This is a genomic window from Metabacillus rhizolycopersici (assembly GCF_020075705.1).
In genome coordinates, this window is sequence record NZ_JAIQUM010000058.1 from 19,392 (window position 1) to 34,957 (window position 15,566).

Annotated in this window: 15 protein-coding genes; 2 read left to right on the forward strand and 13 right to left on the reverse strand. The window is 35.4% G+C overall.

What is annotated here, in order from left to right; genetic code table 11:
- Window positions 1-228 precede the first annotated feature (228 nt).
- The 4 genes from K9V48_RS20270 to sinI form a co-directional block, all read right to left on the reverse strand.
- Complete coding sequence (locus K9V48_RS20270) at window positions 229-627, reverse strand: DoxX family protein (RefSeq protein ID WP_224140967.1); 399 nt, start codon at window positions 625-627, stop codon at window positions 229-231.
- A 59-nt stretch (window positions 628-686) separates the two neighbouring features.
- A complete protein-coding gene (locus tag K9V48_RS20275; protein ID WP_224140968.1) occupies window positions 687-1,109 on the reverse strand; it encodes a MarR family winged helix-turn-helix transcriptional regulator in 423 nt (140 codons plus the stop codon).
- Window positions 1,110-1,367: 258 nt separating this feature from the next.
- Window positions 1,368-1,763, reverse strand: a complete 396-nt coding sequence (spxA, locus tag K9V48_RS20280; protein WP_224140983.1) for a transcriptional regulator SpxA — start codon at window positions 1,761-1,763, stop codon at window positions 1,368-1,370.
- A gap of 45 nt (window positions 1,764-1,808) precedes the next feature.
- Window positions 1,809-1,940, reverse strand: a complete 132-nt coding sequence (gene sinI / locus K9V48_RS20285; RefSeq protein ID WP_224140969.1) for a DNA-binding anti-repressor SinI — start codon at window positions 1,938-1,940, stop codon at window positions 1,809-1,811.
- Between the two features lie 431 nt (window positions 1,941-2,371).
- Between sinI and K9V48_RS20290 the strand changes: the two genes are divergently transcribed.
- Window positions 2,372-2,773, forward strand: a complete 402-nt coding sequence (locus tag K9V48_RS20290) for a DoxX family protein (RefSeq protein WP_224140970.1) — start codon at window positions 2,372-2,374, stop codon at window positions 2,771-2,773.
- Between the two features lie 180 nt (window positions 2,774-2,953).
- Here K9V48_RS20290 and K9V48_RS20295 read toward each other — a convergent pair whose 3' ends face one another.
- Together K9V48_RS20295 and K9V48_RS20300 are read right to left on the reverse strand one after the other, a co-directional pair.
- On the reverse strand, window positions 2,954-4,180 hold the full coding sequence (locus tag K9V48_RS20295; protein WP_224140971.1) for an MFS transporter: 1,227 nt from the start codon (window positions 4,178-4,180) through the stop codon (window positions 2,954-2,956).
- Window positions 4,181-4,209: 29 nt separating this feature from the next.
- Window positions 4,210-5,373 (reverse strand): Gfo/Idh/MocA family protein, encoded by a 1,164-nt coding sequence (locus tag K9V48_RS20300; RefSeq protein ID WP_224140972.1) that lies wholly within the window; start codon window positions 5,371-5,373, stop codon window positions 4,210-4,212.
- Window positions 5,374-5,775: 402 nt separating this feature from the next.
- Between K9V48_RS20300 and K9V48_RS20305 the strand changes: the two genes are divergently transcribed.
- Window positions 5,776-6,549, forward strand: a complete 774-nt coding sequence (locus tag K9V48_RS20305; protein ID WP_224140973.1) for an IclR family transcriptional regulator — start codon at window positions 5,776-5,778, stop codon at window positions 6,547-6,549.
- Between the two features lie 422 nt (window positions 6,550-6,971).
- On the opposite strand, the gene K9V48_RS20310 is transcribed toward K9V48_RS20305, so the two are convergent.
- The 7 genes from K9V48_RS20310 to K9V48_RS20340 form a co-directional block, all read right to left on the reverse strand.
- On the reverse strand, window positions 6,972-7,664 hold the full coding sequence (locus K9V48_RS20310; protein WP_224140974.1) for an FMN-dependent NADH-azoreductase: 693 nt from the start codon (window positions 7,662-7,664) through the stop codon (window positions 6,972-6,974).
- Between the two features lie 75 nt (window positions 7,665-7,739).
- Window positions 7,740-8,171 (reverse strand): DoxX family protein, encoded by a 432-nt coding sequence (locus tag K9V48_RS20315; RefSeq protein WP_224140975.1) that lies wholly within the window; start codon window positions 8,169-8,171, stop codon window positions 7,740-7,742.
- Window positions 8,172-9,071: 900 nt separating this feature from the next.
- On the reverse strand, window positions 9,072-10,061 hold the full coding sequence (gene speB, locus K9V48_RS20320; protein WP_224140976.1) for an agmatinase: 990 nt from the start codon (window positions 10,059-10,061) through the stop codon (window positions 9,072-9,074).
- Window positions 10,062-10,151: 90 nt separating this feature from the next.
- The gene (locus K9V48_RS20325; RefSeq protein WP_224140977.1) at window positions 10,152-11,579 is read right to left on the reverse strand and encodes an MFS transporter; all 1,428 of its coding nucleotides are present in this window, start codon (window positions 11,577-11,579) and stop codon (window positions 10,152-10,154) included.
- A 323-nt stretch (window positions 11,580-11,902) separates the two neighbouring features.
- Entirely contained in the window at window positions 11,903-13,267 is a 1,365-nt protein-coding gene (locus K9V48_RS20330) for a sigma-54 interaction domain-containing protein (protein WP_224140978.1), read from the reverse strand.
- 401 nt (window positions 13,268-13,668) lie between these two features.
- The gene (locus K9V48_RS20335; protein WP_224140979.1) at window positions 13,669-14,187 is read right to left on the reverse strand and encodes a GNAT family N-acetyltransferase; all 519 of its coding nucleotides are present in this window, start codon (window positions 14,185-14,187) and stop codon (window positions 13,669-13,671) included.
- 159 nt (window positions 14,188-14,346) lie between these two features.
- Window positions 14,347-15,174 carry a hypothetical protein gene (locus tag K9V48_RS20340; protein ID WP_224140980.1) on the reverse strand — a complete coding sequence of 276 codons (828 nt, stop codon included), beginning with the start codon at window positions 15,172-15,174 and terminating at the stop codon, window positions 14,347-14,349.
- Between the last annotated feature and the right edge of the window lie 392 nt (window positions 15,175-15,566).

Sequence of the window (15,566 nt, forward strand, 5' to 3'; positions counted from 1 at the left end):
AAGTGGGAGTTTTACTGCCCGTTAAGGTGGGATAAATTTTAGTAATATTTTCATGCTAAATATAGGTGGCAAATTTTCTAACAGGCTTGTTAAACCCACTAGGTTTTCTTTTTTACTGGATACCTTATATTATCCATTTGCAGCCTTCTTTAATTTTCTGTAATTACTGGACCAATAACTATAAATAACATATCCTAATCATTTCGATAATCTCAAATTCGAGGTATATTAGAACAAAAAGGCATCTAAAGCATACTGACCAGGACCTATTAAAGCTATACCGATGGCTACCGCTAGCAAGGTCAAATTATACTCATAACCATTTTGTGTTGACCATAACCCATTTGGACCATGCACCTTTACGATTGCCATTACCATTGTTGCTGCAATCATCAGACCAGCAAGAGGTGTAAGCAGCCCTAAAACTAATAAAATTCCGCCAATTAGTTCTGTTAATCCCGCAAGGAGCGCCATAGTCATACCAGGCTTTAAACCAAGTGAGTCCATCCAATCTCCTGTTCCTTTTAATCCATAACCGCCAAACCAACCAAATAGTTTCTGTGTACCGTGACCTATGAATAAGAGACCAATTACCAATCTAATTAATAATAAACCAATATCTATCATTTTTTTCATTCTCCTTGTTTTTATCTCGAATTCGAGATATTAGTGTGAAAAATTTATGTTTATACTCTTTTACTTACTTTTTTCAAAAGTTTAACCATTGTTTGTGACTCTTGATCAGTTAAATCACCAAACATGTTATGAATCAAATCTCGATGTTTAGGCATGATTTTCTCCATTAAGTTCATTCCATCTTCAGTTAAAACCACATGTATGACACGTCGATCATTAGGACAGTCAATTCGATTTATGAAGCCCTTCTGTTCTAATTTGTCTATTACATAAGTCATAGACCCACTAGAAATGAGTATGCTTTTACCAATCTGCTGAATCGTTTGCTTCCCCTTAAGATAAAGAACCTCTAATACAGAGAACTCTGTAATATTGATCTTATTATTCATCATTTCCATCTTAATACAATCCTGAATGGCTTTGGATGTTTGCATCAATTCCAGATAAGCCTGGTTTGTACATTTCCCTTCCATTGAAACACCTCCTGACAAATGCTTTTATATCTTATATCTCGAATTCTAATATCTTGAATATGAGATAATAATAATACCTTTTTTCTTTTGTGTCAATAACCTTAGGGATTTTTTTCATAAAAAATAACGCGGAGACTCTTAATATCCTGAAATATTTTACATCCACTAAGACGTAAATCGGTTTAATACATATGGAAAGACGCACTTTTTACATAAAATGCGTCCTTTTATTGAATAAATTGAACAGTTCTGAGTGAATTAGTTGACCATTCTTTTAGCTTCACGACGCTGGAAGCAACGAACTTTTCGAGGTAAAAATCTGCGAATTTCTTCTTCATTAAATCCCACTTGTAACCTTTTTTCATCAAGGATTAGCGGTCTTCGTAATAACCCTGGATGATCTATGATTGTTTGATATAATTCTTGAAGCGAAAGAGAATCCATATCTATTTTCAATTCTTGAAATGTATTCGATCTTTCTGAAATAATTTCATCTGTTCCATCTTCTGTCATACGAAGAATTCCCTTAATATCCTCAATCGTCAACTGTTCAGAAGCAATATTTTTTTCTATATAAGCAATTTCATATTTCTCAAGCCAAGCTTTTGCTTTACGACAAGAACTACAACTTGGCGATGTATATAAGGTAACCATATTTGACAATCACACTCCCTAAATAAAGGATCTTCAAAACTTTGTCTACTTACCAATATATGCCATTCCTAGAAATTCTCTAATATCCTGAATAGATATACCCATTTCTTTAGCTATTCGCATAAGCTCAACACATTCATGATCTATTTTTTCTAGCTTCTGAAGTTGCTTTAGCATTAATCCTTCCCCCAGGCTCAATCTTAATCAATCTATCATATAATAATTAATATTATTTCTTTTAAATCTTTTTTCAAAAATTTAACTATTAAAAATACTACCACCTTTCATATATTATTAATTATATAATCTTTAATTAATATATCTTGAATATGAGATAAATATATTACACTACAACAATAATGTCAATTATTCTTAATTAAAATATTATCAATTCAAAATAATTAATAATACCCATTTATTTGAAAAAGCACAGAGTTTACACTTAAATATATGGTTAAACATTTCTTACAATACATATAAGACCTTAATATTTCAACATGTTCATTAGTTTAACAGTTGATATTAGATTGGTTCTGTTATGGTACTTTATCTTAAGCACAATTTTCATTAATGATAAGAAATATCTAAAAATAAACGAGGAAGTTAGTTTGCAAAATTTAGGATTAGGATCTTTAATTATTAGATTGGTAGTAGGAGGAATCTTTTTTGTACATGGACTCAAAAAGTTTCAAGATGGCATTGGAAATTCTGTAGTATTTTTTGAAGGAAATGGTTTACCTGGAATTTTAGCATATCCAGTAAGTATCATTGAGTTAGTTGGTGGAATTCTTATATTTCTTGGGATAGGTACTAAAATAATAGCAGCCACTTTTTCCGTCATTATGGTTGGAGCAATGGTTAGTGTAAAGATTAAAAGCGGTTTTACTGGAGGTTTTGAATTTACATTGGCTTTGTTTGCTATGTCATTATATCTAGTTTTAAGCAGTAATCAATTTCTTGCAGTAGAGAACTTCTTTGTGAACAATGAAAAGGAATCTAAAAATTTATAAATTACCAAGTTTTTTATCTATACTTACAATAATTATGGTAATAAAAAAGATTGGGTGCCATTTAAGTACCCAATCTCTTTGGCTAATCATTAACTTCTCATATGTAATGAATCTGGATGCATCTCCATAAACTCGATCCAATTCCCATCGGGATCTACTACCTAGAATTGGTAGTTTAAATTATGCACTTTGCTGCATTCCGCCATCAGCTTTCTTTATGCGGTTTATCTGTTTTCGCAGGATGAAATGATAAGCAATTATCCCTATGATAATACTTAAGGCACAATAAAGATAAACGGGTCTAAAACCTTCACTCAGCGAAACGAATCCTAAAATGACTGCACCTAAACCGCCACCTATGTCTTTCGCAATAAATAAAGTCGAATTCCCTGCACCTCTTCTATCCACAGGGCAAAGTCTAATCATTACGGCATTTAATGTAGGATCAACCGCACCTAAGCCTAAGCCATATAAAACTCCTGAAATGAGAAAACCTGTTAATGATGTTGCATAAGCCAATATGACAAATGATAAAGCCATCATGATCATACCTGGGATGATTACTAATGTTGCACTGTATTTATCAGCCAATTTCCCACCTGCAATTCTCGTAAACAAGAGAGCAAACGAATAGACTGTAAAATATAATCCAATATCTTCTATCCCTAATGATAGAGCATATGTTGGTAGAAAGGTCAAAGTTGCGCCCATTGCAACAAAAATAAAGATCGTAACGAGGGCTGTTGGTAATGCTGTTTTTTCATACATAATATCAGTGAGTTTTCTTTTCACTTTACGATCCTGTAAATGATGATCAGGCACAGCTCTCTTTTTCTCATAATTAACAAAAAGGCTACAGAACAGCGCGATTAATCCGATAAAAGAAGCAACGATAAAGAGCAACTGATAGTTATATTGATTGATAAGAAACAGACTTAAAGCTGGACCAATAGCAGTAGCAAGAGTATTCGATAAACCGAAAAAACCGATTCCTTCAGCTAATCTGCTTTTTGGAACAATATCAGAAATAATCGTGCCCGAAGAATTTGTCGTTGCACTGAATCCAATTCCATGGATCCCTCTTAATAACAGCAATAGACCGATCGAAATAGCGAATACATAGGACAAGCTAAGAAAAACCGATAGAACACCACCAATAATCAGTATCATCCTTCTGCTTTTCTCATCTATTAATTTCCCGAAAAGCGGACGGGATAAAATAGCTACAAGCATGAAAAGACCAAACAGCAAACCTGAGATGGAATTATTCCCGCCAAGATGAATAGCGTATAGCGGAATTCCTGTCAGTAACATATTGTTTGCAATCGATGTAGCTAAAGAGTAAATGAACGTTAGAATAAAATATTTTGTCCATAATTTTTCTGAAGAATTATTTTGTATGTGCAAAAGTATGATCCTCGTTTCTTATTTAAGTATTAATGAGTCCCTTTTACATCCAATGTAGTGTTCGTTACATTCTTTTTCTCAAATGTAGAAGTATTAATCTTTTCTTGTAATTTCTCAAAATAATAATCTGGGTCGATAGGCAATGCGACCGCTTCCTTTAACCAAGAAGATAAGTACATGGCATTTGCAATTTCTAATGCCTTTACCCCGTCTTCTCCTGGCGCAAGTAAAGGTGAACCTTTACGAATTGAATCAATCCAGTTTTGAATAATACTTGCATGATTCGCATTTTCACATTTTACAGGAATATCAATTTTCTTCCATTCAGGCTTACCGAAACCACCTCTGTACGTCTTATTAAATTCACGTTCTGATTGTGTTAATTGGTAGAAGGTAAGTTCTTCATTTTCAACAACGATTTTCCCGCGATCTCCAATGATCTCAAAGCGATTCGTTCCTGGTACTTCTCCTGTCGAAGTAATAAATATACCCGTCGCCCCATTATCATATTCGACATATGCTGTTACATCATCTTCAACCTCAATATCATGGTACTTTCCTACACTAGACACTGCATGAATCCGTTTTGGCATATCCCCTGTCGTCCACTGCCAAATATCTAATTGGTGAAGTGCCTGATTTAATAGAACACCGCCACCTTCACCTTTCCATGTGGCTCTCCATTTACTTGAATCATAATAACTTTGTGAACGGTAAGTATCAGTCACAATCAAATTTGTTCGTTTAATCTCACCAAGTTCTCCTGAAAGAATAAGATCCCGTAATTTTCGATAAAGGGGATTCGCTCTTTGGTTATACATGATACCAAATACTTTACCACTAGCTTTAGCTGCTTCGTTCATTTCCAACACATTTTTTGTATAAACCCCTGCAGGTTTCTCAATGAGGACGTGCATCCCATTCGCAAAGGCTTTTTTTGCTAGTTCTGGATGACTGTAATGCGGTGTCGCAATCAGAACGGCATCAATTCCTGATTCATTAAAAAAGGTTTCTTCATCCCGAAAAATTTTCACATCTCCTTGTGTATAATTTTTTATCCATTCCATTCGTCTTTCATTTCGACTGCAAACAGCCGTTAATGTTGCTCCTTCGATTTGTCCTTTATGTAGTAATTCAACATGTGAACTGCCTATATTTCCTACTCCGATTACGCCAATCTTTATGATACTCATTTCGATCCTCCTCTAATTTAAAAACAATGAAAAATATAATGGAACAGTCGAATCTTCTAGACTCAATCCTAGATAATGTTTTCAAAAAATCTCGATAACTAAAACTTTAGATGAATTGTATGCAATAATTAAAATGTAATTTCAACCACAATGTGGTACACTTGTATCGTAATTTGGTTAATTTAAGTATAATTAGTGGATAAAACCTTTGTCAATTAAATTGTTTTTCTTTATACAATAATCAGTTATGATTGAAAATAAGAGTAAACACATTGGTTCAATCGTTGAAAAGGACCTTAAAATTTGATTTTTCCACATTTGATCGCAAACACAAATTTTATATGCCCTATCAATACTTCAGAAAAACCCTATTGGTATAGAAGGTGGAAGGAGTAAATACTTTTGAATAACGATAAACAAGAGCAAAATAAGACATCTAACGTTCAAGTTATATCTCGTGCGGCTAACATACTGAGGTCTCTTAGAGATCATCCAAAAGGATTAAGCCTATCGCAGATTGCAAAAGAAGTGGGATTAGCACGGTCAACCGTGCAAAGAATTGTTCAAACACTAGAACAGGAAAATTTCGTCACACAAGCTTCTGCATCCGGCGGAATCCGTCTTGGTCCTGAGATTGCGATGCTTGCTGCTGCCGTTCATAGTGACCTTAGAGAAGAAATTAGACCATTTTTAATTCAATTATCGAATGAAGTAAATGAAACGGTTGACCTCTCAGTTTTAGATAATGGAAAGGTCCTTTTTGTGGATCAAATTATCGCTCCGCATCCATTACAAGCGACTTCACAACCCGGAGCAGCTTTTCCTTTACATTGCACGGCAAATGGAAAAGCTATACTCGCCTCACTACCTATCACTGAGGTTGAAAAGCTGTTGCCGGATCAATTAACAAAGTACACAGATAAAACGATGACGAATCGTGATGAACTGTTAAAAGAGTTAGAAATAGTTCGAAAAGAAGGTGTTGCTTTTACCAGAGAAGAGCACATTCATGGCATTTGTGCGGTAGGCGCAGTTGTTTTTGATGGTATGAAAAATATCAGTGCTGTCTCTATACCACTCCCAGCAACTCGTTTTTATGGCAATGAGCAAAAACTAGTGACTGCCCTTCTCAAAACTTGCCAAAAGATCAACAAACACTTTGATATAAAACAATAAAGTGACCTCCTTTGCTCAATAGTGAGTCCTGCGATCTTTTAATGATTAATTTTGATGCATGCCTATTACTTTTATTTTTGATCGCATTTTTTCCTTAGTCCTTTTATTAAATTTGAGAACGTCCTATATCCAACAAAAATATAGATTCCTCCAAATAGATCATGATGCTTACTCACAACAAAGGAAGACCCCACAAGATTCAGGTAGTATGAACTTTTACAAGTTAAACGTTCATACTACCTGAGTTTATTAGTGAAATAATTTTGTATTGTCAATAAATGTGCTCCTTACTTTTAAACAAAGATTATTAAGCTCTAGTTTAATTATTTATTTTATAAAAAAAGCTTGTAGACATCCTGAAATCCAGGTCATGCCTACAAGCTGAACCAGCATGATCCATGCTAGTTTTTTACCTAATTCAATTAGAATTTTGCAGCAACTTTTGCAACGTTTTCCAAACCGTCGGCAATGATTTCTTGTGAGCGATCAGTATACTGATTATGTCCTTCAATTACCACTGTTTCAGGATTTGTAATACCCCAGAAACCAAGGATAGTTGTTACATAGTTAACAGCCATCTCCATAGAAGCCATTGGTTCAGAAGAGTAATCTGAGCCACGTGCACTTAATACAGCAACTTTTTTGTCACCTGCTAGTCCAACTGGGCCTTGTTCTGTATATTTAAATGTTTTTCCTGCTTGAGAAAGGTAAGAAATATACGTTACTAGTGGAGCAGGAACTGTGAAATTCCACAATGGAAAAGCAAATACTACTTTTTCAGCAGCTAAAAATTGGTTTAAGTATTGTTCAACTACATCTGCAGCTTTTGCTTCTTCAGCTGTTAACTCTAAACCTTGGCTACGTTTGTATCCGCCAGTAATAGCTGTATTTCCGAAGTATGGAAGATTAAGATTAAAAAGATCTAGTTCAGTAATTTCTGCATTTAGATTAGCTTCTTTAAAAGTATTTAAAAATGTTTCGTACATTTTTGAACTAATTGCTTGGTCCGCTGGACGGTCGTTTGCTTTGATAAATAATACTTTTGACATTGTTTTATTCTCCTCTATATTTGTATTTTTTTCTTTATTGTTAAATAAGTTTTTTAAAAATCCCACTTCTTATCACCTAATCTTTCTAGCTATAATATTAGTAAAAAATTAATCTTTTAAAATTAAGAAATAACTTAGAAATTAAGCTACTCTATTAATAGAACCTATGTCGCCTTTGTTATTAGAAAATAATTTAGATACTGATAACCACTTACTTCCACCTATAACAAGGTATAATGCCATTGCTAACAATGCTAAATCTAGCTCGTAACCTGCCATTTGACCATTACCTAAGAAACCAATTGCAAGCTTTACTTTAAGTGTTGCTCCAATCATCAGAATTGCTAATAAAAGAGAAATTATTTTGGTTCCTAATCCAATAATTAAAAATATCCCACCAACTAATTCAATTGTAGCAACTCCATATGCTAAAAATCCTGGTAACCCAATGCTACTAAACCATCCTACAGTATTCTCAATGCCGTCTTGAAACTTAACTAACCCATGAATAAAAAATATTACACCTAGTACTACACGTATAATAAGTGCTCCTACTTCTCTTTTTAAATCCATTACATAAAACCTCCAAAATTAAATTAAAACCTGATTTCCTGGTTGTGTTTCGCTGCAGCTTTTCTTTTAAAGTAAATTCATTACTTTATTACCCCAGGTCTAATATCTACAATTAAAATATATTTAATCGAGATATATTTAATTTATATATATTGAATTCGAGATAATATTAATGCATGTATTACCTTTTGTCAACTACCCTTAAATATTATTAACCCAATTCTCCTTCTCTAACTAATGAGTGGATATTGTTTAATTAAAGGATAGCGGAAGAAGCACTTGGATAAAGTAGGATTTAATATATAAAAGGAGGGATTGAAAGAGTTACAAAATCAGTTGTAGAATCCTCCAAATATAAGGAGAAAACCTAAATATCCAGAAATCTGATCCTAAATATACTAACCCATTTATACACAAATTCACCGAATGGGACATCAAGCTGTGATTGCTTATAATAAACGCAATGGACCTGAACCTATTGGTTTTGACAAACATTTTGCTCCTACTTGTGTCATAAACCAAAGTAGTTTATTCAATTTTGTTCTGTTATAGCGTACTATAAAATTCTTGTACTGTGGATAAGCGTACGAAATCCAGCTCCAACGCTTTTGTTTTTTACAGATCAGATTCCCCCCTCTCTTCCACAAGCTAGCGCATATATACACCGAATGACCAAAAACCTTCTAAAAAAGCATTTGATGGAGACTTCAAAGAAATAGATAAGATGGACAAGAACTGGTATTTTGTCGGTTCTTACTACTAATAATGTTAAAACGGCAGCGAAATCGCTGCCGTTTTGTTGTCCAATTTAATTGCTATTTGTTGTGTTTTTCACTGTACTAAAAACCTTTTTGCACCTCATAACGGAACCCGTTAACTATATAGTGCAGCCCTTTAGTTTTATGCCTGAGAAGAAAAAGTTTTTTCCTTTTCCCTATTTTTCTCTTTTTCTTTTAAAACATAGCTCAGTAAATCCAATGAGATACGGGCAGCTACTTGTCCGGTCATACCGGTAGGATCATAAGGAGGAGCAACCTCAACTAAATCAAAACCAATTACTTCGCCCCTTTTTGCGATTCCTGCCAATAACTCATTCACTTCATCATAAAGCAGGCCACCAGGAGATGGTGTTCCCGTTCCAGGCGCTATGGAAGGATCGATACCATCAATATCAATGGTTACATAATATTTTTCACCTGCCGGAATATGTTCCAACACTTGTTCCAGACCTACTTTTCTCATTTGGCGCGGTGATAAAATGACGCTTCCGTATTCTCTAGCAGCATCAACGTCCTCTTTTTTACTGCTGCTAATACCACGGATGCCAAACTGGAATATTTTTTGTACATGGGCCAGCTCAGACAAACGGCGAATACAACTTCCGTGACCATAACGCATACCAGAACGGTGATCAGCCCAGTCTAAATGGGCATCTATTTGAATCACATGAAACGGTCCCACTTCTTCCAAGCCTTTACCAATTGCCGCTGTGATGGAATGATCGCCACCTAATACGACCGGCATAGCGCCTTTGGACACAATTTTTCGAATCGCCTCTTCAGTGTTTTCATGACATTGCATAAGATCCCCATGAACCATGTCAACATCGCCACAATCGACAACTTTCCAATCAGGGCCAAGATACATAATATCATTTTCAATATCATAGGCACCATCAAGTCCGAAACTGTATAATGTAGATCCTTCACGAATTCCTCTTGGACCCATTCTTGCTCCGGATTTCCATTGTGTCCCCATATCATTAGGTACTCCGATCACTGCTACATCGGCATCCAATTGATCAAGATCAGGGCATATTGGGTATTTTCCAAAAGTGCAAATTCCTGTAAATGGTAGGTTTAAAATTTGTTTTTCATCACGGTTTATCATTATTTTTTCCTCCCCTTGAATCTTCATTTTCACTAAATTAAATATGCAATTTTCGTGCCAAAACTTCTTAAATGATCATTCTTTTAAAAGTTAATCCTGCTGAACAACCAACTTTTCATCCACCTTGATAGCCTGTACAGGTCTTTCCAAGCCTTCATCCGGTTGAATGGTTTTCGATACGAAAATCAATGCCGGAATTGCAAAGGCTATATTGACCAAAATCCCGATTGCAGCGGCAACGTGAGTACTGCCTACTGCCGCCAGCACACCATACACGGCTGTCGAAATCGCGATTCCAAAGGAGTATCCCAGTGAGCTTGCCATCTTATAAATTCCCGAAGCTATTCCCACTTTGTCATCGGAAATATTCACGATTGATGTATCGATTGATGGTGTTGCATACATGCCAATGCCAACCCCAGCAATTAAAAAGCCGATAAATACGACAATGATATATATTAAATCCGATAAAAATGTCATGGCTGTCATACTCATACCCAATGAGGCTATGAAAGTAGCTAAAAGCATTGGCTTTCTTGCCCCCATTTTTTGAAGCATTTTCTCCCCAACCCGAATCATCACAACGACTGCAATGATGTTTCCGATGGTGAGCAATCCTGTTTGAAAAGGGGTAAATCCTCGTGCCAATTGAACATACGTAATGGCGACAACGATGGTGGCTGCAATTCCATTTTGCAAGAAGTTTGATACAACAGCTCCCGTGTACGCTTTTGTTTTGAAAAGGGAAAATTCAATAAATTGATTTTTCTTTTTTCGTTCAACAGTAAAGAAGATTATCATCGTGACCAATGCACCACCAATAAGACTGAGTGTTAACGGACTTGTCCATCCAAAATCTTGGCCGCGTGTCACAATAATATTGATCATCAGCATGGCGATAATAAAGAGAAAAAAGCCGGTGAAATCAAATTTCTCTTTTCGTTGCTCATCTGCTTTGCTCTCTTGAATGTTCTTTAGCAATAACATCGATAATAGTGCAATACCGATGGACACGACAAAGATCCATCTCCAGCCCATATAGGTGGCAATCGCACCACCGACTAATGCGGTTAAACCGCCACCTCCCCATGATCCGAAGGACCAATAACTAAGGGCGCGCTGTCTGTCTTTACCGTCAAAGGCTGCCTTAATAAGTGCAATTGTTGCAGGCATAATACAAGCAGCTGAAATCCCTTGAACCACACGGCCGATGATTAATAATGTGGCGTTTTGTGAAACAATAATCAACAAACAACCGACAATGCTCAGCATCAGCCCGATATAAGTTAACCTCTTGCGCCCCATCCGATCAGAAAGCCCACCAGCCAAAACAATAAAAAGACCAGAAAATAAAGAAGTTAAACTCGTAGCAATATTTAACATTCCCAATGAAATCCCTAAATCCTTTTGGATGACCGGGATAATATTAATCATCGATTGGGCAAACAGCCAAAATGTAAGGACAGCAAGCACGATGCCGACAATAAATTGATTCGCGCCATGACTTTTTTCCCCCATCATATTCCTCCTCTATAAAAAATCTATTAGGCTGGAGAGCTCGTAGAAAGCCAAAACATAACATAGTTTGCAAAGAATGTTTTCGAACAAAATACTTAAAGCGCTTTCAAACCTCCTTTTACTGACGTTAAGCAGGGGGGACTTTTCATTGTTAATGGTGATCCCTACTTTGTTTTTTAATCGCTGTTGGCTTTGACTTATTTCAATCTCATTTACATTTGTTCAATCCCACCTTTTGCTGTTTTTGCCTTCACCCTTTTTATATGCAAGGTTCGTGCCAAGCTAAAAATCAACAAAAAACAGGCTGGGTTAGTCAAAATTGACTACAACTCGTCAACATATTTTCGTATTTTTCGATTTGCGGTTGATTGACTAATTCCTAATTTTTTACTCAATTTAACGCTACTAGGATATTTCTTGTACATCTGTATAAAAAACTCTTTTTCTACGCTTTCCAAGTATTCATTCAACGTCATATCTTGCGCCTTTTTGGATGGCTCTCCGTTTGTCGTATCTTCAACGATCTCAAGGTCGATTTCTTTTGCCTCTGTCGTTACAACTGCTTTCTCTATAAAGTTACGCAATTCCCTGACGTTTCCCGGCCAATCCTGCCTGCTGAGCCAAGCTATCATCTCCGGTGAAAAATGCTTATCCATTCCGTACTTTGTATTGAATTCTTCCGTTATTTCATAAATTAATGGAATCATTTCCTCCCTGCGCTCTCTTAGGGGTGGAATTGTCAAATTAACGACGTTAATGCGATAATACAGATCCTCTCTAAACGTTTTCTTCTGAATCATTTCTTCCAAATTTTGATTGGTAGCACAAACAATTCTGCATTTCATCTCAATTCTTTTGCTTCCGCCGACTCTCATAAATGAGTGATTTTGTAAAACGGATAATAATTTCACCTGAAGATTCATTGGGAGCTCACCAATTTCATCCAGAAAAAGGGTTCCTCCGCCGGCACTTTCAAAATATCCTTTTTTTCCTCCCTTTCTTGCACCTGTGAAGGCTCCATCCTCATAACCAAACAATTCAGATTCAATCAGGGATTCAGCTATGGCACCGCAGTTTATTTCAATAAACGGTTCATTTCTTCTTGATGAAAGATGGTGAATCATATGTGCGAAGCGACTTTTACCAACACCTGACTCTCCTTCCAGCAGCACGGTAATGCCTAAGCTTGCCACTTTTGATAGTACGTCAAGCACCTTTTCCATTTTGCTATTTTTAAAGAAAAAAGGCTGCGTTGCTTTTGTTTTCAGCTCTGCTATTTCTTCTCGATATTGCTGGATGACCTTTGCCACTTGTTCATTTTCCTTTTTGAGATATTCAAATTCCGTAATATCTCTGGAAAAACTGATGGCTCCGATCATTGTATTTCGCTCATCAAAAATTGGATATCCCGAGATAATCAGCTTTCTTTTGTTCCTTGTTTCTTGAATAAGGGTTTCTTCTGTTTTATTTTTCAACACATTTACAGTAACAGATGGGGAAAAAACACCTTGTTTTTCTAAATGAAAAACATTCTGATGAATTATTTTCTCATGTGGAATTCCAAATAAGCTTTCTGTAATTTGCCTAGTATAGAGAATATTCCCCTTAGCATCAGCAATAAAAATTTCATCAAACGAATGTCTTAATATTTGATCTAAAATAATGTAAGCGTTATCTTTCAAATTCATACCAAAACCCCCTAGTCATAATTGATTATATAGTATTCAAAAACGACTAGTTTTTCAATTATTTTTTATTTTCTGAATTTTTATTATGAATTATTTCTTCAGTTGAGAGAATTAGAGGAATACAAAATGATTTAATGAAACTTTATTCAAAGCTACAGTTGAATTAAGAAGCAAATAAATAAGATATATGTGTTCGGAATGCTATCTCAATGGTTTATCGAATTATCAAGACCTAAAATATAAAAAGTCATAAAAAATAAAGCGTGGTACATATTAGTTATCTATAATATGTATCACCCTTTTACTTCTTGTTTAACAAACGCGCCCTATTCTTGAATAACGAAAGTATGAAATTTGAAAAAAACACTTTATAAAGCCACATGTGTAAATCTTTTTTGCTCTTACTCAATACATAATTCTGAAATATCCTTCCAGCCATACGCAACATCCTCTACTATGGCTCCTCCAAACATACTAGTCCTATGAATATATTCTTTTCCTCCCATACGTTCATAAAAACCAAGTCCAGGTTTATTTTGTTTCATTACCCAAACCATCATAGAATAAATAACTTTTTCTTTAAAATGCTTGGCAATAACTGAAACCAGCTGCCTTCCTATACCTAATCCTCTAGATTCCTGTAAGAGATAAAGTGAATATAATTCTCCATCAAAATTTTTCTCATCAATGCTTTTACCTGATGCAAAACCTATAACTTTCCCTGCATCATTAATTGCAATGTAAATAAAAGGTTCATTTTCATTACTTAAAAAATCAATCCACTTTTTTTCTGCCTCTTCGTACGATAATGTGTCCAAATAATCATTAGGTACTAGACCACGATAAGTATTCCTCCAACTATCAACATAAACCCTTGATACGCCCTTTATATCCTCTTTACTTGCTTTCCTAATTTCCAAGTTAAATACCTCCAAAGTAAAACATTTAAATACTAATATTTATGATAACAATCATGCTTCAGCTCCTAGTTAGCGCAATGAATGTTACTCTATAATCTGGCTCAATACACGAAAAGACGAGTTCCTAGATAAACGCGCCCGTTTTTTGAATAAGCTAAGTTACCTACTTTCTGTCATAGGATACAAAGGATATTCCCATTGATGTGTACATTCTTCTAACATATAATACCCGCGTTCTTCATTTGGTACGACACGGGAGCATTGCTGTCTAGGTATTGCCCCCTCATCATAATCACTAGACACTTCAATCCAGCTTTGACCGGATAATTCGTCATAGCCTATTTCTAAACGGTTGCCATTTACCGTGATTGTTTGACCGCTCACTTTATTCTCTGCCATATCAATGAAAGCTTCGATATCTGCTGCATTCACTAATGATTGAGAGAGATTCAAATGTACCTCTTTCATTCCTTGCCATGTCGAGAAACGAACGATATTTTTGGTAATCCATTTTTCTCCGGCTAATCCTAAAGCATCCTCCGCACCCAATCCAACCGGATGATCTATGCCTTGAACCATCATTCTAATCGATTGATCATCAAGAAGCTTACCAATAAAACCGAACCTTGTCTTATAAAAATTATAAAAATATGTCGTTTCACCTAGCGTAAAGTGACGGTATTCTATTACGAGCGATTGCTGATTATGGGGAGAATCGATCTTCGTATAGCTATAATCCGCTAACCATACTAAAAAACCATGTATCAGCAAAATTGGAATACTTAGGATCAAGCCTACGATTGTCCATAAATTATGATAACGGGAAGAACGAAAGCCGATTACGGCTAAAACAATAATATTAATCGCTAAAGGAATCACATAACCTATTGGTTTTAAGAAAAGAATAAAATAGTCTGTTAGATACATGATGATAAGCATCAAGTTCATTGCACCTAACAGAATCAATGTCCATTTTGTTTTCGTCATCGCAGATTCCCCATTTTCATATCATGATATTTGGCGAAGGAGTGACCAATACTTCTTTAATTTTAACCTTATTAAGCACCACCAACATATCGGCAATTTTACACCTAATAAAATATCAAGTTAAAAAAGTCGATTTCCTGTACGTTAAGGAATCGACTTTTTGATGATTATTATTTTAATTCAAGATCCTTATGATTATTTATAACTTCTCTAATGTTTTTCATTATATATAAATGACTAGCATGCCCCTGCATGTTAATTTATCGTTTTACTGCAAATTTCGCCTTTGCTTCGATCCGTCTGCGGTGCAATATCGGCTCTGTATATCCACTTGGCTGATCATAACCTTTAAATACTAGATCGCAAGCTGCTTGGAATGCTACAGAGTTATC